The 24731-nt window shown below is 62.6% G+C and carries 21 protein-coding genes; 10 read left to right on the top strand and 11 right to left on the bottom strand.

What is annotated here, in order from left to right; all coding sequences use genetic code 11:
- Positions 1-60: 60 nt before the first annotated feature.
- The 4 genes from cls to LFL96_RS30090 form a co-directional block, all read right to left on the bottom strand.
- Positions 61-1323: a cardiolipin synthase gene (gene cls / locus LFL96_RS30105; protein ID WP_281001542.1), complete on the bottom strand. Its 1263-nt coding sequence runs from the start codon at positions 1321-1323 to the stop codon at positions 61-63.
- A 154-nt stretch (positions 1324-1477) separates the two neighbouring features.
- Positions 1478-1963 (bottom strand): hypothetical protein, encoded by a 486-nt coding sequence (locus tag LFL96_RS30100; protein WP_281001541.1) that lies wholly within the window; start codon positions 1961-1963, stop codon positions 1478-1480.
- 22 nt (positions 1964-1985) lie between these two features.
- Positions 1986-2855, bottom strand: a complete 870-nt coding sequence (locus LFL96_RS30095) for an H-NS family nucleoid-associated regulatory protein (RefSeq protein WP_281001540.1) — start codon at positions 2853-2855, stop codon at positions 1986-1988.
- A gap of 267 nt (positions 2856-3122) precedes the next feature.
- Entirely contained in the window at positions 3123-3407 is a 285-nt protein-coding gene (locus LFL96_RS30090) for a hypothetical protein (RefSeq protein ID WP_281001539.1), read from the bottom strand.
- A 309-nt stretch (positions 3408-3716) separates the two neighbouring features.
- On the opposite strand from LFL96_RS30090, the gene LFL96_RS30085 reads away from it, so the two are divergent.
- Positions 3717-3965: a hypothetical protein gene (locus tag LFL96_RS30085; RefSeq protein ID WP_281001538.1), complete on the top strand. Its 249-nt coding sequence runs from the start codon at positions 3717-3719 to the stop codon at positions 3963-3965.
- A 69-nt stretch (positions 3966-4034) separates the two neighbouring features.
- Here the strand turns inward: LFL96_RS30085 and LFL96_RS30080 are convergent, their stop codons facing one another.
- The 3 genes from LFL96_RS30080 to LFL96_RS30070 form a co-directional block, all read right to left on the bottom strand.
- The gene (locus LFL96_RS30080; RefSeq protein ID WP_281001537.1) at positions 4035-5108 is read right to left on the bottom strand and encodes a DUF6765 family protein; all 1074 of its coding nucleotides are present in this window, start codon (positions 5106-5108) and stop codon (positions 4035-4037) included.
- A 230-nt stretch (positions 5109-5338) separates the two neighbouring features.
- Positions 5339-5689: an FKBP-type peptidyl-prolyl cis-trans isomerase gene (locus tag LFL96_RS30075; protein ID WP_281003897.1), complete on the bottom strand. Its 351-nt coding sequence runs from the start codon at positions 5687-5689 to the stop codon at positions 5339-5341.
- Positions 5690-5881: 192 nt separating this feature from the next.
- A complete protein-coding gene (locus LFL96_RS30070) occupies positions 5882-6388 on the bottom strand; it encodes a MarR family transcriptional regulator (protein ID WP_281001536.1) in 507 nt (168 codons plus the stop codon).
- Between the two features lie 219 nt (positions 6389-6607).
- On the opposite strand from LFL96_RS30070, the gene LFL96_RS30065 reads away from it, so the two are divergent.
- A complete protein-coding gene (locus LFL96_RS30065) occupies positions 6608-8179 on the top strand; it encodes a sulfatase-like hydrolase/transferase (protein ID WP_281001535.1) in 1572 nt (523 codons plus the stop codon).
- 72 nt (positions 8180-8251) lie between these two features.
- The gene (locus LFL96_RS30060; protein WP_281001534.1) at positions 8252-9592 is read left to right on the top strand and encodes an MFS transporter; all 1341 of its coding nucleotides are present in this window, start codon (positions 8252-8254) and stop codon (positions 9590-9592) included.
- A 37-nt stretch (positions 9593-9629) separates the two neighbouring features.
- Here the strand turns inward: LFL96_RS30060 and LFL96_RS30055 are convergent, their stop codons facing one another.
- Entirely contained in the window at positions 9630-10487 is an 858-nt protein-coding gene (locus LFL96_RS30055; protein ID WP_281001533.1) for a carbon-nitrogen hydrolase family protein, read from the bottom strand.
- A gap of 248 nt (positions 10488-10735) precedes the next feature.
- Between LFL96_RS30055 and LFL96_RS30050 the strand changes: the two genes are divergently transcribed.
- The 3 genes from LFL96_RS30050 (at position 10736) to LFL96_RS30040 (ending at position 15660) form a co-directional block, all read left to right on the top strand.
- Entirely contained in the window at positions 10736-13477 is a 2742-nt protein-coding gene (locus tag LFL96_RS30050; RefSeq protein ID WP_281001532.1) for a ligase-associated DNA damage response DEXH box helicase, read from the top strand.
- Positions 13474-14136 (top strand): ligase-associated DNA damage response endonuclease PdeM, encoded by a 663-nt coding sequence (gene pdeM / locus LFL96_RS30045; protein ID WP_281001531.1) that lies wholly within the window; start codon positions 13474-13476, stop codon positions 14134-14136. Before LFL96_RS30050 ends, pdeM begins: the two co-directional genes overlap by 4 nt.
- A 225-nt stretch (positions 14137-14361) precedes the next feature.
- Positions 14362-15660, top strand: a complete 1299-nt coding sequence (locus LFL96_RS30040; RefSeq protein ID WP_281001530.1) for a hypothetical protein — start codon at positions 14362-14364, stop codon at positions 15658-15660.
- A 1308-nt stretch (positions 15661-16968) separates the two neighbouring features.
- Here LFL96_RS30040 and LFL96_RS30035 read toward each other — a convergent pair.
- Positions 16969-17199: a hypothetical protein gene (locus LFL96_RS30035; RefSeq protein WP_281001529.1), complete on the bottom strand. Its 231-nt coding sequence runs from the start codon at positions 17197-17199 to the stop codon at positions 16969-16971.
- A 10-nt stretch (positions 17200-17209) separates the two neighbouring features.
- On the opposite strand from LFL96_RS30035, the gene LFL96_RS30030 reads away from it, so the two are divergent.
- Positions 17210-17971, top strand: coding sequence for a 3-oxoacyl-ACP reductase (locus tag LFL96_RS30030; RefSeq protein ID WP_281001528.1), 762 nt, complete (start codon positions 17210-17212; stop codon positions 17969-17971).
- Between the two features lie 195 nt (positions 17972-18166).
- On the top strand, positions 18167-18757 hold the full coding sequence (locus LFL96_RS30025) for a YSC84-related protein (RefSeq protein WP_281001527.1): 591 nt from the start codon (positions 18167-18169) through the stop codon (positions 18755-18757).
- 226 nt (positions 18758-18983) lie between these two features.
- On the opposite strand, the gene LFL96_RS30020 is transcribed toward LFL96_RS30025, so the two are convergent.
- Together LFL96_RS30020 and LFL96_RS30015 are read right to left on the bottom strand one after the other, a co-directional pair.
- Positions 18984-20540: a methyl-accepting chemotaxis protein gene (locus LFL96_RS30020; protein WP_281001526.1), complete on the bottom strand. Its 1557-nt coding sequence runs from the start codon at positions 20538-20540 to the stop codon at positions 18984-18986.
- A gap of 223 nt (positions 20541-20763) precedes the next feature.
- Complete coding sequence (locus tag LFL96_RS30015) at positions 20764-21312, bottom strand: YbaK/EbsC family protein (protein WP_281001525.1); 549 nt, start codon at positions 21310-21312, stop codon at positions 20764-20766.
- Positions 21313-21553: 241 nt separating this feature from the next.
- Between LFL96_RS30015 and LFL96_RS30010 the strand changes: the two genes are divergently transcribed.
- Both LFL96_RS30010 and LFL96_RS30005 read left to right on the top strand, forming a co-directional pair.
- Positions 21554-22951 (top strand): YihY/virulence factor BrkB family protein, encoded by a 1398-nt coding sequence (locus LFL96_RS30010; RefSeq protein WP_281001524.1) that lies wholly within the window; start codon positions 21554-21556, stop codon positions 22949-22951.
- Positions 22952-23376: 425 nt separating this feature from the next.
- Positions 23377-24543: a porin gene (locus tag LFL96_RS30005; protein ID WP_281001523.1), complete on the top strand. Its 1167-nt coding sequence runs from the start codon at positions 23377-23379 to the stop codon at positions 24541-24543.
- The last annotated feature ends 188 nt before the right edge of the window (positions 24544-24731 follow it).

Here is a 24731-nt window from a genome sequence, read left to right as displayed (position 1 = left end):
ATGCAGAGGGCATCAAGCAAACGGTGTTCAAGCCGCTGTAGTTTCGTTGTAGTCGAATTGTCAGAGTTGCGTATCCAGTAACGACACGCACTTCTCGATCAGCTTCTCGCGCCGCGGACGTCGCATCCAGTCTTCGAGCGTGACTTGCCGCGAATGCTTCAGGTCGTCGGCGAAGGTGGCCGTTTGCAGCATCGCGAATTCGCGGTCGTAAATGTTCAGATTCGCTTCGTCGTTGAGCTTGAACGAACGGCTGTCGAAATTGGTCGAGCCGACCGACACCAGGTACTCGTCCACCACGAGTAGTTTGCAGTGGAACATGGTCGGTTGATATTCGAACATCTCCACGCCGGCCTTGAGCAGATCCCCCCAGCATGCACGCGACGCTTCGCGTACGGTGTGCGTATCGATGCGCTTGCCCGGCGTGATGATCTGTACTTTCACGCCGCGTTTCGCCGCTTCGACGATTGCGTTGATCGTCAGCTTGTCGGGCACGAAGTACGCACTCGCCAGATGAATGCTGCGCGTGGCGGCGGTGATCGCCATCAGATACATCAACTGCATGTCGTCGCTGCCGCCCGAAGGCGAGCTGCTGAACATATGCGCGAGTCCGTCGCCGACCTTGCCGACTTCCGGAATGTACTCCGCACCGTGCAGTACATTGCCCGACGCCTTTACCCAGTTGTCCATGAACACCGCCTGCATATGACCGACGACCGGACCTTCGACGCGAAAATGCGTGTCGCGCCAGTGCTTTTCATCCTGCGCATGACCGGTCCATTCCGGCGCGATACCGACTCCGCCGGTAAAGCCGATCCTTCCGTCGATCACCAGCAACTTGCGGTGCGTGCGGTCGTTCATGCGGCCGAGTCCGGTCCAATGCGGCTTGTGATACTGAATGACCTGCGCGCCGCCGTCGCGCAACATTTTCAAATAGCGCTTGTCCATTTTCGACGAGCCGACCCAATCGAGCAGCACATGCACGGCGACGCCTTCGCGTGCTTTATCCGCGAGCGCCTGGGCAACCTGTTCGCCGATTTCGCCGGACCAGTAAATGAACGTCTCGAAGGTTATGGTACGGCGCGCAGCGCGAATACCGTCGAGCATCGACGGAAAGATCTGCTCGCCATTCAGCAGCATGTCGAAGCGATTGCCGGAGATCACCGGCGGTCCGAGTAGAAGACCCATCGAGCGCAGGAATTGCGGATCGTCGCTCGCATAAAGCCGGTCGATCTTATGTTCGATCTTCTTTTCGCCACTCGATAAATTGGCGATCAATAGAACGATGACGAGCGTAACAAAGGCGGTGATGGGTATGGTCAGCATGCGTGGCCTCGATGCTAATCGGCGCGACGCGTCGTGTGCGCGCCCCGCGCTTCGTTGAACGAACGCGGACCCAGAAGAGGGTCCGGTTGTTATCGCGAAGACAGGACGCACGGCGCGTGCCCGTTGCAGGCCCGCGCCTTGCTACCCAGTTGCTTTATCTGACAAGCGAGAAGGCCTCGCGGCTGGCAATCTCACCCGCGCCGAATACGCCGACCACCGTATAGTCGGACGCGACGCACTCGAATGTCGCGTCGGCGAACGTAATGATGAAATGCCGCTGTGCGATGCCGCCGGTTTCCACCGCGCTTATTTCGGCCACGAGCGACGAATTCGTGACTTCATGAACCGAATACGCGGTCAAGCCTTGCGCCGTGAGCGGGTGAATGTCGAGATCGGCCGCGCCCGGTGGCCCAAGGCGATGAAATACCGTGTCTGGAAAAAGTACCGCGCAGAACGGGTCGTCGTCGGGATCGAAAGGGCCGAAGCGATCGAAGTCGGCTTGCGCGATCGGGTAGGACAGAATCACCCGGCGGGCACTCGAAACGATGAAGGGATCGGCGGCGTCCGCCGCCGGTTGCGGAACGGAGTCCAGCAGGACGACCAGGTCCTCCTGCCGGGATACTGCAAACGTGCTGGTCATCGACTTCTCGACTCCGTGGCGCTTATGCGCCGGCTTGCTCGGTGGCTTGCGGTGCTGCTGCCGTTGCTGCGGCCTGCTTCACCGCGGCCGGACGACCCGGCTTCTTTCGCGCGACCTGAGTGGCGGCGCGAGTCACCGTGCGCTTCTTGGCGGCGGGCTTCTTTGCCGCGACTTTCCGGGCTGCCGCGCTGACCTTCTTTGCGGCCTTCTTCACAGCGGTCTTCGCGGTGGCTTTTTTAGCCGCTGCTTTCTTGGCGACGACTTTCTTCGCTGCGGCTTTCTTGCTCACCGCGCCGCTCGTCGCGGCGGATTTTGCCTTGCCGGCTTTCGCGGCCGATTGATGTCCGGCTTCTTTCACCGCTGCCGCCGCGCCTTCGATCAAGAATTTGCTGCGGTCCTTGACCGAAGCCAGCCATGCAGGCGCCGGACCACGGCCACTCCAGGTCGCGCCGGTTTTCGGATTCAGGTACTTGGGCGGCTGTGCGCCTTTAGGTTGCCCTTTACCGCCTTTCGGGCCGGTCAATGCCGCTTTAGCGACCGACTTGATTTCGCTCGCGCCTTCAATCAGATATTGCGTGCGGTCTTTTACGTTGGCGATCCAACCCGGTGCGCGGCCGTGACCCGTCCAGGTCGCGCCGGTTTTATGGTCGCGGTACTTGGCCGGCTTGCCGCCGGAGGCCGCTTTCACCTTGCCATTTCCCGCGTGGCCATTCAGCCCTCTCGCGGCACGGCGTGCTTTCGCTTTCGCTTCGATATCTTCGGTAGTGAGGCCATGCTTAAGCATCAGATCGCGAATCTGGTCGACCGCCGTTTGCGCTTTCCTTGCAATAAGGACATCAGCCTGCGCCTGGAGCTTCTTAAGCTTTGCCTGGATTTGCTCTAATGTGGGCATTTGATTCCTCCTTATGTGTTGATCGATCGAACTATGCCATGAATAACAGGAGAAAGGCAGATCTATGTGGCGATAAAGCAGCTTCCGTACTGCATGACGTATCCCGTGGAGTCCGAATCTTTCGAATTGGTTCCGCACGGCTCGCCGGCAAATGTCGTTTTCCAGACATTTCCCGACACTTTCCAGCTCTCGCCGTCTTTCTTTTTGCGTTGATTGCTTCCTCTTCTTCCGTCGCCTTCTTCTACTTCCCACTCCTTTTCCCAATCTTCAAGCAGGCGTAAAAACCACCGCCTGGCGATCGGCGATATACCGGACGCTACGAATGAAACGGTATTGCTGATCGTCGGCGGTGATCCGGTTGAGGCCTAAACGGGTCAACGAAAGCATTTCGTCTGCCTGAAACGCGGCCACGACACCATGATCGGTCAGCGCTTCCAGCACGCCGGATGGGTCGCCGATATAGACGCTACGCACTTGCGTGCCGATTCGCATCAGGACCACGCTTTTACCTTCGTCGAGTGCCAGTTCGAGATAGCCGGCCAGGGTCCGCAATGACTCCGGCGTGCAACTCCGAGGCGAATAGATTGCATTGTTGGCTAACATCATTTGCGTTTCCCCGTGACACGCAGCGAGAAGGCGGCCGCCGTCAACAGCGGCAATTGTCGCTTCTACTATAGGCAAGCATTCGGAGATTCAAAGGACAGAGCGCACTTTTTTACCGTCGGCGTGGATTTGCGCGCACCTTGGCTCTGACAAACCCGATTACCGGTAACCGTGCGTTACTAATCTCGCAGCGCTGTTTCACCTCCGCGCGGCACGCCCCTCTACACTTCGACACTCTCAATAGCACGGTACTTTCAGATGAAAGCGGGTTACATCAAGACCGCACTCGCGGCATTCGCCCTCACTTGCGCGACAGTCGGCACCGCAAACGCGGCGGGTTGCGTGAAGGGAGCGGTGGTCGGCGGCGTGGCGGGTCACTATGCCGGACATCACGCGGTAGTCGGCGCGGTGGGCGGCTGTCTGGTGGGACGCCATATGGCGAAGAAGCAGGCTCAGGAACAGGCGCAGGAACGGGCCGGGCAGCGTCAACAGGCGAAAGCCGAATAGCGGTTGGAGCCGCCGGAGAAAACCGGTATTCGTACCGGTGCGCTCACGCGGTCAAGCGATTCGCAACCCTCAAGCGATACGCAACCCATGAGCCGGCAGGATTTCCTGCGTCGTCACGAACCGGTGTTCCTTGACCGAGTCGTGAAAGAGCCGGTAATCGCTCTTCTCGAACGCATCCGTCCATGCCGGCCGGTCGCCGGTGTCGTCGTCGAATCGCAAACCGGTGGCATTGCATTTCCACGAGCCGGGGCCTTTCGGCACATAGACCGGGATCGTCTCTTTCAAACCCGGAATGCGGCCTTGGCTTACCTCGTCGCAAAGGGTCCGCAAGCGTTGGTTATCGTCCAGATTCCGGTTGGTATTCAGCAGCTCGGTGAGTGCATCCTTGACGTCTGGCGGCAAACCCTCCTGCGTTTCGAAATCTTCCGTGCCGGCCAGCCAGGCTCGCACCGCGCGGCATGCCATCTCGGCAGCCTGCACGAACTCCGGCAAGTTGTGTCGTTCGACGAAAGCATTCCTGCCGTCGATGTAATGCCATTTCGCCCATGGCTGGTCGGGATAATGCAACGCGGCGCCATGGCCGACGGGTAACGCCACGGTCAATACATCTTCCTCGATGTGCTCGATCAGATGACGAGTCGCCTCGCTTAATCGGGCAAACCAGCCTTTGCGCGTGCAATCCTGCGACTCCAGCAAATGCACGCGGTTCGACGGGCTCTCGATGCCGGAAAACCCCTGGTGCGCCCAGGTATCCACATACGTGTGAAGCGTCACGCCCAGCCGGTGCAACGCGGTATCGGCGCCGCGCTGGCGGATTGCCCGCCGCACGGTCTCGCGCGCGACGGCGCTGTCGGCGCGACAGATGGCTCGTTCCTGAAGCGTATCGCCCTCGCCCGCCGGCAGAAAATGAAATGGCGCCCAGACCAGCCGGTTCTGATCGTTCTCCGTGTTCGCATAGTCGAACATCTTGTGCGCGGTGGCGAAACGCTCGAAGGTTTCGCCGCCTTCGAAGCGCAATATTCCTGAAGTCGTCGCGTCGTCCACATACTGGCAGGCATGCGCGACGGTAAGCGCATCGCCGGCCGTCATGCCGGCCGTGCGAGCGACGATATAGACCACACCATAGTGAAAGTCGATATTCATGACCGGCGCTCCCGATGCGCAACAAAAAAGAGGAAGGACAGCGGAGATCTTCGAGACTGCGCGACGAATGCCATATCGTTTCGGCGCACGGGCAGACAGTAAACGAAGCAGCGGTTCGTCACTTTAAAACAACCAACTATATTGATGGCCACACAAAAAAGTCGCCCCAATGACAAAAGCCCCGCTGCGAAATAACCGGAGCGGGGCTTTGCCTTGAAGCGAATTGCGCGTTACTGCTTGACGATGTCGACCAGTTCGACCTCGAAAGTCAGGTCGCTGTTCGGCGGAATCACGCCGACGCCGCGATCGCCATAAGCGGTGGCCGCCGGGCAGGTCAGCTTCGCCTTGCCGCCCACTTTCATTTTCTGCACACCTTGCGTCCAGCACGGAATCACGCGGTTCAGCGGAAACGTAGCCGGGCCGCCATGGCTCGCGGAGCTATCGAATTCGGTACCGTTGGCGAGCGTGCCGCGATAGTTCACTTTCACGACGTCGGTGGCGACCGGTTGCGCACCGGTACCCTGCTTCAGATGTTCGACGATCACGCCGGACGGCAGTTTCTCGGTGGTGGGTGCGGCCATTGCCGACGAGGACAACACAGCGGCGGCGACCAAAGCAACGATAGATTTCAAAGCAAGTCTCCAGGTGAAAGGTGCGGGTCATTGTAACGGATCGACCGAAGCGATCCGCCGCTGCCGGCAGCCAATCGATTCGGGTGGCGCATGACGGGCACGCGATCGACCATTCGAATCCGATTGGAATCTACCCCGCAACTACTCCGCCGCCGCGTCCGGATCTTCTTCCAGCAACGCACCGCTTTTCGCCATTTCGCGTTGATTCAATAGCACGGCCTGTTGCTCCATCCGGTCGAGCAATGCATCGAGTAACTGCGCTTCCTCGTCGCTTAAACAGGCGGCGAACTCGGTGTTATAGCGTTGCCCGCATTCCCGCGCCTGTTCGTAGACCCAGTGGCCGGTGTCGGTGAGCGCGAGTACCGTCAAGCGTTTATTCTCCGGCAACCGTGTTTTGGCGATCAGGCCTTTCTTCACCATATTGGCGACGCAACGGCTCGCCACCACCGTATCCAATGCGGCCTGTTCGGCGAGCTGACTCAGACTCGCATTCGGGTATTTACCGACGAACGCGAGAATGCGCCAGTCGCGCCGGCTAATGCCAAGTTCCCGGCGGAACATCAAACCGGCGCCCTGCACGGCCACCCGCGCGAGGTTGTGCAAGCGATACAGCAGGAATTCGTCGATGTGCTCGGGATGTTTCAGCACAGGCCGCGTGGGGAAATCGGACACGGTGAATGTAGGGTAAATGTTGGCTCGCCGGTCATTATGACGTGCTTTTTCCGCGTCCACGCCGGCTTATTGTGCATTCGCACATACATTTGATTAGGTCAATCGTGAGGTTCGTTTCTAGCATCGGACATCTTGCCGGTTTCTTCTCGCCGGCGCTTTCTTCTTGAGGCCGAGAGGCCGCGAAGGTACTGACAGATGGCCGACACCCGCAACGTTCTCTTTATCATGTGCGACCAGTTACGCCGCGATCACCTCGGTTGCTACGGTCACCCTTATCTGCGCACCCGGCATATCGATGCGCTCGCCGCGCGCGGGCTGCGTTTCGACAACGCGTTCGTCAGCTCCGGCGTGTGCGGTCCGTCGCGTATGTCCTATTACACGGGCCGCACGATGAGCAGTCACGGCGCGAACTGGAACCGCGTGCCGCTATCGATCGGCGAAATGACGCTCGGCGAGTACCTGCGTCTGAATGGCCGCTCGCTCGCGCTGGCCGGTAAAACGCACGTGATGGCGGACGCGCATGGCATGGAACGGCTCGACATTGCGCGGCAAAGTCCGCTCGGGCGCCGCCTGTCGAGCGGATCGTTCGACGAGCTGGACCGTTACGACGGCCATCACGAACCCGGTAAGGAAAGCGGCTACCCCGCCTTTCTGCGCGAACACGGCTATGTCAGCGACAAGCCATGGAGCGACTTTGCCATCAGCGTCGAAGATGACAATGGCGCCGTGCATTCCGGCTGGAAAATGCGCAATGTCCGCTGGCCCGCGCGCGTCGCCGAGCCGCATTCGGAAACCGCCTATATGACGGATCAGGCGATCCGCTATATCGAGGCACGCGGGGACGAACCGTGGGCTTTGCATTTGTCGTACGTAAAGCCGCATTGGCCTTACGTCGCGCCGCGCCCGTATCACAATCTGTATTCGCTCGACCAATGCCTGCCGCTGCAACGCCGCGCAGCCGAACTCGACAATGCTCACCCGGTGACGGCCGCGTACCGCACGCAGGAAGAATGCGTGAATTTCGCGCGCGAGGAAGTCTCGAATACCGTGCGGCCCGTCTATCAGGGCTTGATCCAGCAGATCGACGACCATCTCGGCCGTCTGTGGGAGTCGCTCGAACGACTTGGCCGCTGGCAGGACACGCTGATCGTCTTCACCGCCGACCATGGCGATTTCCTCGGCGATCACTGGCTCGGCGAAAAAGAACTGTTCTACGACACCGTGCAGCGCGTGCCGATGATCGTCTACGATCCGTCGGCATCCGCGGATGCGACTCGCGGCGGCGTCGAGAACCGCTTCATGTCCTGCATCGACGTGGTGCCGACGGTACTCGACGCGCTCGGGCTGCCGGCCTGCGACGAGCGGATCGAAGGACGTTCGGTCCTGCCGCTCACGCGCAATGACGCGCAACGTGCGGACGGCTGGCGCGACTATGTCGTCTCGGAGCTCGACTACAGCTTCCGGGGCGCGCGCCTTGCGCTGCAACGCAAGCCCGACGAGTGCCGCGGCTGGATGGTGCGCGACGCGCGCTGGAAATACATCCACTGGCTTGGTTACCGGCCGCAACTGTTCGATCTCGCGAACGATCCGCACGAGTATGCCGATCTCGGCGCCGACGCGAGTCACGCCCCGATACGCGAGCAGATGCACGCCAGACTCGCGGACTGGTACGCCTCGTTGAAACAGCGCGTGACGATCGACAATCCGACGGTGGAGAGTAAAACCAACACGCACAAGGATTGGGGCGTCTTTTTCGGCGAGTGGTAAATCGAGGCAAGCGGCACTGGAACAGAAGCTTTCAAGCGAATCCCCTCACCCGCGCCCGGAGCGCCAGACACCATGATGCAGCGTTCGTCAGCCGCCGCGCCCGAAGACGCGATCTATCGCAAGATCGCGCGGCGTATCGTGCCGTTTCTGTTCTTCTGCTACGTCGTCAATTTCATCGACCGCGTGAATATCGGTTTCGCGAAGCTGCAGTTTCTGCAGGATCTCAAGCTCGACGATGCCGTGTTCGGACTGGCGGCCGGCATGTTCTTCGTCGGCTATCTGGTGTTCGAAGTACCGAGCAATCTTCTGCTGGAGAAGATCGGCGTGCGCAAAACGCTGCTGCGCATCATGGTGCTGTGGGGCAGCCTGACCGTGCTGCTGATGTTCGTGAAGAGTGCGGGCATGCTGTATCTGCTGCGCTTTCTGCTAGGCGCCGCGGAAGCCGGGTTCTTTCCCGGCATCATTCTGTACCTCACGTACTGGTTTCCCGACCGGCAGCGTGGGCGCATCACGAGTCTGTTCATCATGGCGGTGCCGCTCGCCGGAATTATCGGCGGTCCGCTGTCAGGCTGGATCATGGTGCATTTCCACGACCTACTCGGCTTGCGCGGCTGGCAGTGGCTATTCCTGATTGAAGGCGTGCCGGCCATTGCACTCGGCGTCATGGCACTGCTTTATCTCGACGATCGTCCGGCGAGCGCCAAATGGCTCAGCCATGAAGAAAAGCGTTTCGTCGCGATGGCACTCGATGCGGACAGGAAAACGCGCGGCACGCAGTACACGCCACCGGCAGGACTCGCCGACGTATTGCGCAATCCGCGCATCTATCTTCTTTCGGCCATTTACTTCTGCGTGTTCATGGGACTCAATGCAATCGGCTTCTGGATTCCGACGCTATTGCGCCATGTCGGCGTGCAGCAGCTCGGTCACATCGGCTGGATCAGCGGCGGGATGTCGGTGTGCACGGCAATCGGCATTGTTGTCATCGGACATAGTTCGGATCGTCGCGCGGAACGGCGCTGGCACGTCGCGGCTTGCGGTTTCGCGGTGGCGGCGAGTTTTCTGTTATTGCCGTTCGCCGCGCGCAGCGTGCCCTTCACCGTCGCGTTGCTGGTGGTCGCCTCGATCTGTATTTACGCGACGCTCAGCATCTTCTGGACAATTCCGACCGCGGACCTCGACGGCGGCGCGGCGGCGGCCGGCATCGCGACGATTACCGCGATCGGTGCGATCGGCGGCGCCGTGAGTCCTTCGCTGATCGGCTCGCTGGCGACGCGAACCGGCAGCATTTACACCGGCTTTGCGGTGATCGCCGTGCTGTTGATCGCCGGCATGATCGCATTGCTGTGGGCCGTGCCTTCTCCACGACGCAGTCCGCTCGGCACCGCGCAACCGGCCGTGCCGAAGCCATAGAAGCCATAGAAGCCGGAGAAAGCGTACTGCACACGCGTCAGTCGAGACGCGACACGATGTACTCGCCGCTCGGCCCCTCGTCGCGCGCGGCGAAATCCGCGAGCACCGTTTCGCGCGCCCGCACGTCGGCCAGTACAGCGGGATCGAGTAGCGCGGTAATCACGCCGTCGTGCTCGCGGTCCGCTTCCACGATCGCATCGCCGTCCGGACGCCAGATCGCGCTCGACCCGCAGGTCGCCCAGCCGCCGGTCGTGCCGACGTGATTCGACAGCAGCACGTAAAGCGTGTTGTCGAACGCCCGCGCCGGAAACCAGACGCGCGACTGGTGATAGCCGGTCTTCACGCTGAAGAGCGCGCTGACCAGGTAGGCATGCGCGCCATTGAGCGCCGCGAGTCTCGCATGCTCCGGAAAACCCGAGTCGTAGCAGACGCCGAGCGCGAGACGCCAGCCATTCAGTTCCAGCATGCGGCCCCGCGTGCCCGGCGTGTAAATGGTTCTCTCGCTGCTGTAGAGATACTGCTTGTGATACGGCTCGATCTCCTTGCCGCTTCGATCGAATACCAGCGAGGAAATGTGTAGCGCGCCCGCATCGCGTGTTGCCGCGCCGACGATCACCACGATCTCGCGCCGGCGGCAGATGTCGCGAATCGGTTCGAGACGCGCATCGTGCGTTTCGAAGGCGTACTTCGCCGGGTCGCCGGCAATCAGATCCGGTTCATAGCCACTCAGGAATTTCTCGGGAAAAACCACCACTTTCGCGCCGCGATCGGCCGCGAGACCGGTCAGTTCGACCGTTTTCGCGATGTTGGCGGCGACGTCGCCGGATACCGGTTGGGCCTGCGCGGCGGCAATGCATAACGACACTTGCGGTATTGCGGGCTCGATGCGATTCAACGTGAACTCCGTTTCGTCTAGTTGTGTTCTGGAATGGACGCCAGCAAGCACTCGCGATTCTCTTTGTACTCTGGCCACGCGAGGCCACGCGAGGCCACCGCATTTAAACACGGACTCCCCGCGCCGGGTAAGTGCGAAGATATGTCGATGAACTCCCCGCTCATTTCTTTGGTCCACAGAAGATATTGATCAGCGAACCCGGCATGCTCCGCACCGCCCGGTGAATCCAATGCCAACGAGCGCTTTCGATGACCGAGCCGGCTGATTCCGACAACCCCGAAGCCATCGGGCCGGACGCTTCGTCCGAACCGGGCGCCAGGCCGCGGTCGCGCCCACGACCGCGGCGGATTCCGCGCAGCCGCGCACAGCAGGCACGACTCGACGCGCACGAGCCAGCCTTCGAACCACTCCCCTTCACGTTCGACGAAACCGCTGCGCAGCGTCCGTTCGCCGACCGCCTCGCCGCATGGTTCGACGCGCGCGGCTGGCAGCCGTTCGAGTTTCAACGCGACGTATGGCGCGAGATTGCCCATGGTGCAAGCGGCTTGTTGCATGCCACCACGGGCGCGGGCAAAACATGGGCGGTGTGGTTCGGTGCGCTCGCAACGTTCGCGGCGGCGCAATCGATCGAGCAGTTGGCGGGGAAGAACACGAAGAAGGCCGCCAATAAGGCCATGAAGAAAACCACGGAGAAGGCCACGACGGCTTCGATCCAGCGCGTCGCGCCGCCGCGCACGCAACCCGATCCGCTTACCGTACTCTGGATCACGCCGATGCGCGCGCTCGCCGCCGACACCGCCCGCGCGCTGCAAAGTTCCGCGCTCGACCTGGCGGTACCGTGGAGCGTCGGCATGCGTACCGGCGATACGACGTCGGCGGAACGCGCGCGGCAGAACCGGCGCATGCCGTCGGCGCTCGTCACCACGCCCGAAAGCCTGTCGCTCATGCTCACCCGGCCCGACGCGCGGGAAGTACTTTCTCACGTGCGCCTCGTGGTCGTCGACGAATGGCATGAATTACTCGGCAACAAGCGCGGCACGCAGACCCAGCTCGCGCTCGCCCGCCTCGCGCACTGGCGGCCCGAGCTCCAGGTATGGGGTCTGTCGGCGACGCTCGGCAATCTGCCTTTCGCCGCCGAGGTTCTGCTCGCCCCGGTCAAAACCGCGCGCGTGAGCGTGCACGGCGCGTTGCCCAAGGCGCTGATCGTCGACACGATCATTCCGGAAACCATCGAACGTTTTCCATGGGGCGGCCATGCCGGCATGCGCCAGGTCGGCGCGGTGGCCGATGCGATCGGCGATGCGCACACCTCGCTCGTCTTCACCAACACGCGCTCGCAATGCGAGCTGTGGTATCAGGCGCTGCTCGAAGCACGACCCGAGTGGGCCGGACTGATCGCGCTGCATCACGGCTCGCTCGATCAGGAGGTGCGCGAATGGGTCGAACGCGGTCTCAAGAGTGGCGCGTTGAAGGTGGTGGTGTGTACATCGAGCCTGGACCTCGGCGTCGATTTTCTGCCGGTGGACCGCGTGTTCCAGATCGGTTCGCCCAAGGGCGTCGCGCGGCTCATGCAGCGTGCGGGACGTTCGGGGCATGCGCCCGGCCGGCCGTCGCGCGTGACGATCGTGCCGACGCATGCGCTCGAACTGGTCGAAGCCGCCGCCGCGCGAGAAGCCGTCGAGAAGCGCCGGATAGAAGGACGCGATACGCCCGACAAACCGTTCGACGTGCTGGTGCAACATCTGGTGACGGTGGCGATCGGCGGCGGGTTCGATGCGCGAGAACTGTATGGCGAAATTCGCGGCACTTACGCGTACCGCGATCTGACCCAGGCGCAGTTCGACTGGGCGCTCGGCTTCGTGGAAGGCGGGGGCACCGCGTTGCGTGCGTATCCGGACTACCATCGCGTGGCGCTCGCGAGCGATGGCCTGTATCGCGTGCCGCGCGAGGATCTGGTGCGGCGGCATCGCAACAACATCGGCACGATCGTCGCGAATGGGACGTTGAACGTCGCGTATCTGTCGGGTGGAAGGATCGGCGCGATCGAGGAGTCGTTTATTTCGCGGCTCAAGCCCGGCGATATCTTTACCTTCGGCGGACGCGCGCTCGAATTGATTCGCGTGCAGGACATGACCGCGTGGGTGCGGCGCGCGACGTCCTCGCGCGGCGCGATGCCGCAATGGGCAGGCAGCCGCATGCCGCTCTCGTCCGAACTTGCCGATGCGACCTTGACGATGCTCGCGCGTGCCGCCCATGGCATCTACGACGAGCCGGAAATGCGCGCGGTGCGGCCGCTGCTCGAATTGCAGCAGAAGTGGTCGGCATTGCCCGAACCCGGGGTACTGGTGGTGGAATTGTTGAAGTCGCGGGAAGGGCATCATTTCTTCTGCTATCCGTTTGCCGGGCGCACGGCGCATATTGGATTGGGCGCGCTGCTTGCGTGGCGGGTCGCGCGCGAACAGCCCGGTACTTTTTCGATCTCGATGAACGACTACGGCTTCGAGCTGTTGTCCGCGCAACCATTCGATTGGGCCGCGCAGCTCGACGCGGGTCTGCTTTCGTCCGATGCGCTGGAGCACGACATTCTGGCCAGCCTCAATTCATCCGAACTGTCGATGCGGCGGTTCCGCGAAATTGCGCGCGTGTCGGGACTCGTGTTCCAGGGCAATCCTGGGCAACAGAAAAGTGCGCGGCAATTGCAGGCGTCGAGTGGATTGTTCTATGAGATCTTTCGCCATCACGATAGCGACAATCTGCTGCTCGGTCAGGCCGATGCCGAAGTTCTGCTGCAGGAACTCGACGCGCAGCGTATCCGCATCGCGCTCGAACGGATGAGCGCCAGCCGCGTTGTCGTGATGCGGCCGAAAAAGCCGACGCCGTTCGCGTTTCCGCTGATCGTCGGACGTCTGCGCGAGAAGGTGAGCACGGAGAAGCTCGCGGATCGCGTCGAGCGCATGCTGGCGGAACTCGAAAAGGCGGCGCGTTCATGAAGACGAGTTCGTTGAAGATCGAGGTCGCCGGGCAGCCGCTCGTGTTGTCGAGCTTGCGGGCGGCGTTCGATCCCGCGTCGCGATGTCTTTTCATCGCCGATGCGCATTTCGGCAAGGACGCTGTATTTCGCGCGCGCGGCATTCCGGTGCCGGTTGGTTCGACCGCCGACAATTTGCGGCGGCTCGATCGGCTGATCGACGAGTTTGCACCGGCAATGCTCGTCTTTCTCGGCGATCTGATGCATGCGCGCGAGGCGCATGCGGTGGAGACGTTGGGCGCGTTGCATGTGTGGCGGGCACGGCACGCCGCGTTGCGGGTCGTGCTGGTCGAGGGAAATCACGATCGGCATGCGGGCGCGTTGCCGCAGACGCTGGATTTTCAGTGCGTGCGGGAGCCGTGGCGGCTTGGGCCGTGGGCTTTGTGTCATTACCCGTGCGTGGTCGATGAGGCCTACGCGCTCGCGGGGCACGTGCATCCGGTTTATCGGGTGTCGACGCGGATCGATTCCGTGCGGGTGCCCTGTTTCCGGTTTCAGGCTCGCTATGGCGTGTTGCCTGCGTTTGGCGGGTTTACGGGCGGGGCGCGGGAGGATGGGAGGGTTGCGGGGGAGCGGGTTTTTCTGGTGGTGCAGGAGAGGGTGATTGAGGTGGGTGGGTAGTTTATGGATGTTGGGGGGGGTGGTGATTTGATTTGTGGAGTCAGGTGGGAGAAGAGCGGACGAGGGATGTCCGCTCTTTTTCGTTTGGGTTGGTGAGGTTTGTTGACTGATGCGTTTGCGCCGATGAGCGATTCGGGCAGCGTGACCGGCCAGTAAGCTGGACGTCCACGCTGCTCGTGCTGCGGAGGTGCTGCGGAATCCAGTCCGCGCTTAGTGGCCGCGGCCGTGACCGCCGCTGCCGCCATTGCCACCGCCGAAGCCGCCGCTATGGCCACCGAAGCCGCCGAAGCCTCCGCTGTGGCCGCTGTCGCCGTGACCGCTGTCGCCGTGACCACCATCTCCGTGACCGCTTGCGCCGTGGCCGCCATCACCGTGGCCGCTGTCGCCGTGACCACCGGAGCCGTGACCGCCATCACCATGGCTGCCGTCACCATGGCCACCATTGCCATGGCCACCGTCGCCATGACCGCCATCGCCATGGCCGCCATCACCGTGACCACCGGAGCCGTGACCGCCGTCGCCATGACCGCCGTCGCCATGACCGCCGTCGCCGTGACCACCGTCACCATGACCGCCGTCGCCGTGACCGCCATCGCCGTGACCGCCATCACCGTGGCCGCCGTCGCCATGACCGCCGTCGCCGTGACCACCGTCACCATGACCGCCATCGCCGTGACCGCCATCGCCGTGACCACCATCACCGTGGCCGCCGTCGCCATGACCGCCATCGCCGTGGCCACCGTCACCATGACCGCCATCGCCGTGACCGCCATCGCCGTGACCACCGGAGCCGTGACCACCGGAGCCGTGACCGCCGTCGCCATGACCGCCGTCGCCGTGACCACCGTCACCATGACCGCCATCGCCGTGACCGCCATCGCCGTGACCACCATCGCCGTGACCACCATCACCGTGGCCGCCGTCGCCATGACCGCCATCGCCGTGGCCACCGTCACCATGACCGCCATCGCCGTGACCGCCATCGCCGTGACCACCATCGCCGTGACCACCGGAGCCGTGACCACCGGAGCCGTGACCGCCGTCGCCATGACCGCCGTCGCCGTGACCACCGTCACCATGACCGCCATCGCCGTGACCGCCATCGCCGTGACCACCATCGCCGTGACCACCATCACCGTGGCCGCCGTCGCCATGACCGCCATCGCCGTGGCCACCGTCACCATGACCGCCATCGCCGTGACCACCGGAGCTGTGACCGCCGTCGCCATGACCGCCATCACCGTGGCCGCCGTCGCCATGACCGCCATCACCGTGGCCGCCGTCGCCATGACCACCATCGCCGTGACCACCATCGCCATGACCGCCATCGCCATGACCACCGTCACCATGACCACCGTCGCCATGACCGCCATCGCCATGACCGCCATCGCCGTGGCCACCGGAGCCGTGACCGCCAGAGCCGTGACCGCCAGAGCCGCCGCTACCCGAGCCGCCGTCGCCCGACCCACCACTGCCCGAACCACCACTGCCCGAACCGCCACTACCCGAACCACCACTACCTGATCCGCCGCTACCCGAACCACCACTACCCGAACCACCACTACCGGACCCGCCACTGCCCGAACCGCCACTACCCGAACCGCCACTACCAGACCCGCCACTGCCCGAACCACCACTGCCAGACCCGCCACTACCCGAGCCACCACTACCCGAGCCACCACTGCCAGACCCGCCACTTCCAGACCCGCCACTGCCCGAACCACCATTACCGGACCCGCCACTGCCCGAACCACCACTACCAGACCCGCCACTACCCGAACCACCACTACCAGACCCGCCACTACCCGAACCGCCACTGCCCGAACCACCACTACCAGACCCGCCGTTACCAGACCCGCCACTACCAGACCCGCCACTACCCTTCCCCCCATTACCGCCACTACCACTACCACTCCCCCCCGCCGCCGATCCACCCAATCCCGCGGACCCCGAATTCCCCGAATTGCCAGCACCATTCGCGCCGCTATCGCCATTCCCGCCCGACGCCGCCCCGTTGCCCGACCCATTACCCGACCCGCTTTGCGACCCCGCCGCCGTCCCCGATCCCGCGGCGGCCGACACGCCGACACCCGTCGTCGTCAGCAAGCCGGCGCTTTCCCGCTTGCAACCGAGCGTGTCGTATTGCGGAGTGTCGTACTGCGGACAATCGATCGGCAACTGCGCAACCACCACTTTCGGCGCCTTGCCCGAGGCCGGGCCCGGCACCGGCGTATTCGTTTGCGCCCCCGCCATCGCCGCGTACAGACTCACAGCCATCGCCAATACCGCGCGGCGAGTCCCCAGCGTGCGCTTGTCGCTATTTTGCTTTTTCATTTCATGCTCCTAACTATATGCGTCGAATGACCGGCCCGAATAACCGATGACTCTGCATTCATCGTTAAAGACCCAAACTCAAAGCCCGGTCGGTATTACCTGACACCACACCTGATTCGCATGGCGCCCGGCATCTCTGTCGCGAAAAACCCCGGTCCGATTCGACGTGATCCGAGAGCAACGACTGGCTACGCGTTAAGAAGAATTGAAATGACGTAGCTGGGCCTGATGAAAGTTGAAGTTATGCGGAGCGCCATGCAGCGACCGTGCGCTATCCCACGCAAAGCGAAATAGCCGGTTCTTTTTGTGTAAAAAATGATTTTTAATTGCTAAGGATCGTTAATTACCGATACACCACCAAAACGTAAAAACTCCACCATATACGCACTCCAAACTATCTAGATCGCCTGATCAGATGAATTCCATTGGCGCGCACAAACGAAACACCTAGGTATTAGTCCCGATATCAACACGCAGCTTTCGCGCAAGGACTGAGAGTCACCACACAGACAGAAGAAACACGACGTCAATAGAATTCCGCTGCCCTGTCATCGGTTTCAAACAGAGGAGAGAAATCTTCGACACCCCGGCAACGCCGCCGCACACCGGCATTCGTCTGCAAAACAGAAGGCGTTCAAACGTAAAGCCATCCACCACGTCACCCATGCAATGAAAACGCGGCCGCGCGCCGAATCGCGCGACAATAGCGACCGACATTTCATCGACCATGGGGAAAGCGATGCTTCTATCCGAACAATGGGTGCTGATAACGGGCGGCGCCCGTGGACTCGGCGCGTCGATCACGCGTGCGCTCGTGCGCGAAGGCGCGGGCGTGGTCGTCAACTATCACCGGAGCGAGAAAGCAGCGCTCGCGCTACGGGACGAACTCGGCGAACGCGTCGTGCCGCTTCAGGCCGACGTCACCGATAAAGCGGCCGTCACGCGTTTGTTCGACGCGGCCCAGGCGCAAACGGGGCAGCCGATCGTATCGGTGGTGAACAACGCGCTGGCCGACTTCCGTTTCGACGGCGACGCGCGCCCCACCATCGACACCCTCGATTGGACCCGCATGCAGCAGCAACTCGACGGCTCGCTCAAGGGCGCGCTGAACACGATTCAGGCGGCCGCCGCGGGCATGCGCGCGCGCGGTTTCGGCCGCATCGTCAACGTGGGTACCAATCTGTTTCAGAATCCCGTGGTCCCGTACCACGACTACACGGCGGCCAAGGCGGCGCTGCTATCGCTGACCCGTACGGCGTCGCACGATCTCGGTCCCGACGGCATCACGGTCAACATGGTGTCGGGCGGTCTATTGCGCACCACCGACGCCAGTTCGGCCACGCCGGAATTCGTCTTCGACCTGATCGCCAACTCGACGCCGGTGCGGCGCGTCACGACGCCCGAGGAATTTGCCGACGCCGTGCTGTTCTTCCTGTCGCCATGGGCGCGCGCCGTGACCGGCCAGAACCTGATCGTCGACGGTGGTCTGGTGAAAGGCTGAGTCGACGTCGCACGGACATTTCCCTCGCGCAACTTTTCGCCGCGATCGATGCTCCAGGCTCAGGCACGCGAAATGCTGGTTAGCAAGCGACGTACGCACATGCCGGCGTCACGGCAGACCGCTCGCAAAGCAACGACGAAGTCAACGACGAAGCATCGAGCCTACGCAACTTCAATAACGCAAAGGAAAACAATCATGCGCAGACGACAATTCATCCTCACCGGCAGCGCCGCCCTGGCCACCGCAGGCCTCAGCCTCGCCGGCTGCACGACGACCTCGCCGTCATCGAGCGCCTCGCCTTCGGCCAACGCCGGCAAGCGCGACACGATCAACGCGGGCGTCGACTCGACGCTGGCGCGGCTGTATCAGAACGTCGGCGGTTCGCGTGAGCTGGTCGCGAAAGCGCGAGGCGTGCTGGTGTTTCCGTCCGTCATTTCGGCCGGCTTCTGGGTCGGTGGTCAGTATGGCGAAGGCGCGTTGCGCGTAGGCGGCCGCACGTCGGGCTATTACAGCACCGTCGCGGGTTCATTCGGTTTGCAGATCGGCGCGCAGTCGAAGGCGCTGGTGTTCCTGTTCATGACGCAGGAAGCGCTCGATAAATTCCTCGGCAGCCAGGGTTGGGCAGCCGGCGCCGATGCGACAGTCGCCGTGCTGAAGGTCGGCGCGAACGGTGCGGTCGATACGTCGACCGCGACGAGCCCGGTCGAAGCATTCGTGCTGACGAACGGTGGCCTGATGGCCGGCGTGTCGCTCGAAGGCACGAAGGTGTCGCGCCTCGTCATCTAAGTCTGGGCAGGGCAAAGACGGTCGTCGCCGTATCGAATCGAAATCGAATCGAAGAGATCACGTACTTCGATATTTCGATACTTCGATATGAGCACGACCGGAAAGACGCAACGCGCAACCGGCCAACCGGTTGCGCGTCGTGTCCTCCGAAAGTAAATTCTCCCGTGCTCTTTTCTTTTTTACCGCATCGAATCGCCGGTTCGGCGCCTTACCGTCACTGCCTTTCTCACGCAGGCGGTAACGAAAACACGGCGATCGCTTCGGCCAATTGACCCGTCTGCGTCTTCAGCACTTCGGCGGATGCACTCGCTTCCTCGACGAGCGCGGCGTTCTGCTGGGTCGTCTGATCCATGCTCGCCACCGCGATGTTGACCTGCTCGATGCCCGAACTCTGTTCGACCGACGCCGCGCTGATCTCGCCCATGATGTCGGTCACGCGGCGCACCGCCTGCACGACTTCCTGCATGGTTTCGCCCGCGCGGCCCACGTACTGCGACCCGCCGTCGATCTGCGCCGCCGATTCCTCGATCAACGCCTTGATCTCCTTCGCGGCCGCGGCGCTGCGTTGCGCGAGGCTGCGCACTTCGCCGGCCACCACCGCAAAACCACGGCCCTCCTCGCCCGCGCGCGCCGCCTCGACCGCCGCGTTCAACGCGAGAATATTGGTCTGAAACGCAATCCCCTCGATCACGCCGATGATGTCGCCGATTCGATGCGACGATTGTGAAATCCCGCGCATCGTCTCGACCACCTGCCCCACCACCTCGCCGCCGCGCGCCGCCGTTTCGGACGCGTTGTGCGCCAGTTGACTCGCCTGTTTCGCGTTGTCGGCGTTCTGCTTCACGGTCGCGGTGATCTGCTCCATGCTCGACGCCGTTTCGCCGAGCGCGCTCGCCTGCTGCTCGGTCCGTCGCGACAGATCGGCGTTCCCTGCCGCAATCTCATGCGACACCGACGAAATCAACGCGGCGCCGCTGCGAATCTGCGTGATCGCCTGCGCGAGGCGGTGCTGCATCCGCTGCATCGCGGCCAGCAGGCTGCTTTCATCGCCGGGTTTCGTGTCGACCACGAGATCGAGTTCACCATCGGCGATACGTGCGGCAATTTCCGCCGCGTAAGCGGGTTCGCCACCAAGTTGCCGCAGGATGCTGCGCAGAATCACGCCGATCACCAGCGACACCACCACGCACAGAATCAGTGCGGCGCCGACGTATTGCAGCAGCGTCGAATAGAACACGGCGTCGATATCGTCGGTGAAGACGCCGGTGACGATCGTCCAGTCCCACGGTTTGTAGAGGCGCACGTAGTTGATCTTCGGCGCCATCTGATTGGAACCCGGCTTGAGAAATTGCAGATGGATGAAGCCGTCGCCGTCGCGTTCGGCGAGATCCGAGCCGTCCTTGAATACGTGGCGCCCTTGCGGATCGGTGAAGCCGCTCATGTCCTTGCCTTCGAGATCGCCGCGTACGCCGTGCATCAGCACCCGCGCGTGCGCGTCTTCGATCACGAGATAGCCGCCGGCGCCGTCGTAGCGCATCGCGCGCAGATCGGCCATGGCCGTGCGTTGCGCTTCGGCGAGCGGCATGGTGCCCGCCGCAGCGAGGCCGTTGTAACGATCCAGCACGCTATAGGCGACGCTGACCACGCTCTTCAACTCGGCCTCGCGGCCGGCGATCATCGTGTCGCGCGCCTTGAACGCGCCCCAAAGGCCGATTGCCAGAATGCCCAGGCACATAACCGCGAGTGCGAGCCAGAGCCGCACTTTCAGGCGAAACCTTTCCATCTCCGTGTCCCTTGTCGCTTTGTCTTGCGTTGTCTTTATGAGTCGACCCGCCGCGCGAGGCGAACGCCCCGGCGGTTCATGGCACTCTCTGGATTAACGGCGAGACGGAGAAAAACTTCAGGACGGCGTGGGGCGTGGGTTGATTGCGCGTGCAACTATCTTTGGAAAAGCGACGCAGTCATGGCGGCTTTTGCGGCAATGCCGCTGAGCGTCGCTGCCCCGCTTACTCCATCGACTGCGCCGGCAACGTCAGCTGCGCCACTTCGCAGCGCGGCCATTGGCGCAGCACGTCCGGCGCCAATAACAGCTTGGCGGCGCGCACGCCCGCGCCCATGACGATCTGCGCGCGCTCCATCACGGCGGCATCGACGAGCACGCGCCAGTCGTCCGGCAAACCGAAGGCGGTGATGCCGCCGAACTCCATCCCGCTGTGTTCGACCGCCGCTTCCCGTTTGGCGAATGAAAGCCGTTGCGCGCCCAGCGCGGCCTTCACCGCGCCGTTGATGTCCAGCCTCAGCGAACCGAGCGACACCAGCGCGGCGTAATGCTCACCGCCGTCTTTCTTGTAGCGGACCACGATCGTGTTCGCGCAATCTTCCAGACCGAAGCCGTAGCGCGCGCTGAACGCGGCGGTATCCGACGCATCGTCGCTGACGGCGAACACCGTCACGCCCTGCGCGGGCAACTGTTCGACGACGTGCGCGGGCAACTGCGCGCTCCATTGCGTGGGCGGAATGATCTCGAGCTGCTGAACGGGTTCGTGCGAGTGCATGGCGGGCGGAAAATAAGCGGAAGAAGATGGAAGGCGATCTACATTCTAACGGGACGAAATACCGGTGTCGCCGCGGCCGCGCCGGCGCGGCACGCTTGTTATAGTGACAGGCACAGGCTTTGCGAAAGGTTGGCTGTATGAACGCCGCGCCTGGGGCATCACCGGCATTGCGTGCGTCGGAGGCGGTTTCAACGCCTCGCATGCCCGCACGGCGACGTAGGCACCCATCGAGAAGACGACCATGGACATCGACACGCTTTCCGCCGAGAACCTTCAGCACGTGGCCCGCAAGCAGGCGAACTGGGCCATCGGCGCATTCAAACAGTTTGCCGAGGACCGCTGCGCGGCCATGGCCGCGAGCATCGCTTTTTATGCGGCGTTCTCGCTCGCGCCGACGCTGGTGATGGTGATCGCGGTGGCCGGCTGGTTCTTCGGCGCCGAAGCCGCACGCGGCGAACTGTTCAATCACATTCACGGCCTGCTCGGCGACCAGGCGGCGGCGGGCGTGCAGACCATCGTCGAAAACGCGCATCACAGCGGCAGCGCGGGCGGCGTCGCGGCGATCATCTCGTTCACGATGCTGGCGATCGGCGCGTCGGCGACGTTCTCGTCGCTCAATAGCGCACTCAATATAGTGTGGCCGTACTCCGGGCCGCGTTCGTCGAGCGTGATCGCGCTGGTGCGGGTGCGGCTGATCTCGTTTGGCCTCGTGCTCGGCGTCGCGTTTCTGCTGATCGTTTCGCTGGTGCTCGATACGGTCATCACGTTCATCGGCAAATGGTTGTGGGGCAACTCGCCGTACGTCGTGATCGGCAATCTGATGCAGCTTGGCGTCGGGCTGCTGGTGCTCGCGTTCGCGTTCGCCGGCCTGCTCAAATTTTTGCCCGACGACAAGGTGCGATGGCGCGATGCGTTTGTCGGCGGGATCGTCGCGGCCGTGCTGTTCTCGGCGGGCAAAAAACTTTTCGCGCTGTATATCGCGCACGCCGGCATGGCCAGTTCGTTCGGCGCGGCCGGGTCGCTCGCGGTGCTGCTGATGTGGCTGTATTTCTCGGCGGCAGTGCTGCTGCTCGGCGCGGAATTTTCGGCGGCACGCGGACGCATGCACGATCCGCGTGGCGGCTGGGGCATGCAGGACAATCTGCCGCCGGGTAGCCGCGCGAAGCTGGCGTCGGTATTGGCCGCATCGACGGTTTCCGCCGATGCACGGCGCCACGCCGAGCAACGTCTGCCGCGCGGCGACGCGGCTGCGGCTGCGGCTGCCCTTGCGGCGTCGGATGGAGTGGCGGATACGACTGCCGCGGCGACTGCAGCGGCGAAACTCGCGATTCCGTCCGCCCGCGCGGCCGCCGGTTCGGCGCCCGGCGCCGCGCCGGCCGCGGCGTTTCGCGTGCAAGCCCGCAAGAAGGCGTCGGCACGCGCAACTGCACTCAAGGTCGGCCGCACGATGGTGCTCGCCGAAGCGCAAGCGACTCGACTCGCCGCCGTCACGCTGATCGAAGCGAGCCGCAAGGCGGTCGCGGCCGATCGCTACGTCAAACGCCACCCGTGGACCTCGGTGCTGTTCGCGGCAGCGGCAGGTCTGGCCGCCGCGACCGTTGCGCGCCGTCGCAACGACAACGATTCGCGCGACCGCTAAAAAAAACGCCAACCATCACGCAACGACGTGCAACCAGCAGGGTTGCGCCGCGTCGCCGGCACGGTTGCGCCTGCTCATACCACCCAGGTTCTGTCCAGCGCCCCCGTCAAGGAAGCAGTGCTCGATTTTTATACGTTTACTGCAAAGTACGGCAGGCAGCTAGACAACTGCATTACGAAATACCTTCAAACAAGTGTCGAAAGTACAGGTAACCAAACACTCACTGTCTACAAAACAACAATAATGCGCAATTTACGAATTAATATTGCAAGAACAGAAATAATCGTTAACAGGCTTTAAATACAAGGCTTTGCGCGTTTGTCAGTTTTTGGAGACAGTCTTTTTTTTCCAGTTCGTACCGGTAGACCCCCTGCGCTATTCTCCTTTCCGCAACAACGAAACTAATCATCTGCGTGGAGAAATGGATGAAACGAATCGCACTGTCTACCCTCTCGCTGGCGCTTCTGGGCGCTACCGGCGTGGCACATGCACAAAGCAGCGTTACCCTGTACGGCGTTCTGGATGACTCGATCCAGTACGTGTCCAACAACGGCGGCAAGAGCCAATACCAGATGGCTGCAGGCAACCTGCAGGGCAATCGCTGGGGCATGAAGGGTACGGAAGACCTGGGCGGCGGCCTGAAGGCGATTTTCCAGTTGGAAAACGGCTTCAACCCGAATAACGGCTCGCTGGGTCAAGGTGGCAAGATGTTCGGCCGTCAAGCCTACGTCGGTCTGACGGGCGACCAATGGGGTACGGTCACGCTCGGCCGCCAGTACGACCCGCTGGTCGACCTGGTTCAGCCGCTGACGGCTGACAACTACTGGGGCAGCACGTTCACGACCGCAGGCGACGTCGACAACAACGACAACAGCTCGCGCACGAACAACGCAATCAAGTACACCTCGCCGGTGTGGAGCGGCTTCCAGTTCGAAGGCATGTACGCGCTGGGCGGCGTCGCAGGCCAAACGGGCTCGGGTCAATCGTGGGCAGGCGCGGCAACGTACGCAACGGGTCCGTTCAGCGTTGCAGCCGGCTACTTCCGCCTGCAGAACGCGTCGTCGGCAGTGCCGCGCGCTGGCTGGGGTGGCACGTCGGACGGTACGTTCGACGGCGGCCTGGAAAACGCAGCGTACGCATCGGCCAAGTCGATCGGTATCGCTTCGATCGCAGCGCAATACGTGGTCGGCCCGATCACGACCGGCCTGCGCTACAGCAACGTGCAGTACAAGCCTGACGCAGCTTCGGGCTTCGGCACGACGCAGAAGTACAACGTCGGCGCTGGTTTCGTGAACTATCAGGTCACGCCGGCAGCACTGCTGGGCCTGGGCTACACGTACACGCACGGCAACGGCGACGCGACGGCAACGTACCACCAGATCTCGCTGGGCGGCGACTACAACCTGTCGAAGCGCACGGACGTCTACCTGGTCGGCGCATGGCAACATGCTAACGGCAACCAGCGCAGCGTCAGCTCGACCGGCGTTCCGGGTCCGATCGTGTCGGCAACGGCTTCGGTCGCTGACTACGGCGCACAGTCGAACAGCATCAACCAGACGATCGTTAGCCTGGGTATCCGCCACAAGTTCTAAATGGACTTGATGGACTGCTGATGGTGAGGCAGTTCAAAACCAGCCGCGGGCGCAAGCCGGTGGCTGGTTTTTTTTCGTCTGGGGTTTTTGAGCACGTAGCCCTTCAGCATGAAAAATCGATACCGGACTCACACTGGCGCGATAGATAACAAAAAAGGCCGTCAGCGGCCTTGTCGAACCGCGTAACG

It is taken from the genome of Paraburkholderia sp. D15 (genome assembly GCF_029910215.1).
Classification (GTDB): domain Bacteria; phylum Pseudomonadota; class Gammaproteobacteria; order Burkholderiales; family Burkholderiaceae; genus Paraburkholderia.
This window is presented reverse-complemented; position numbering and strand designations above follow the sequence as displayed.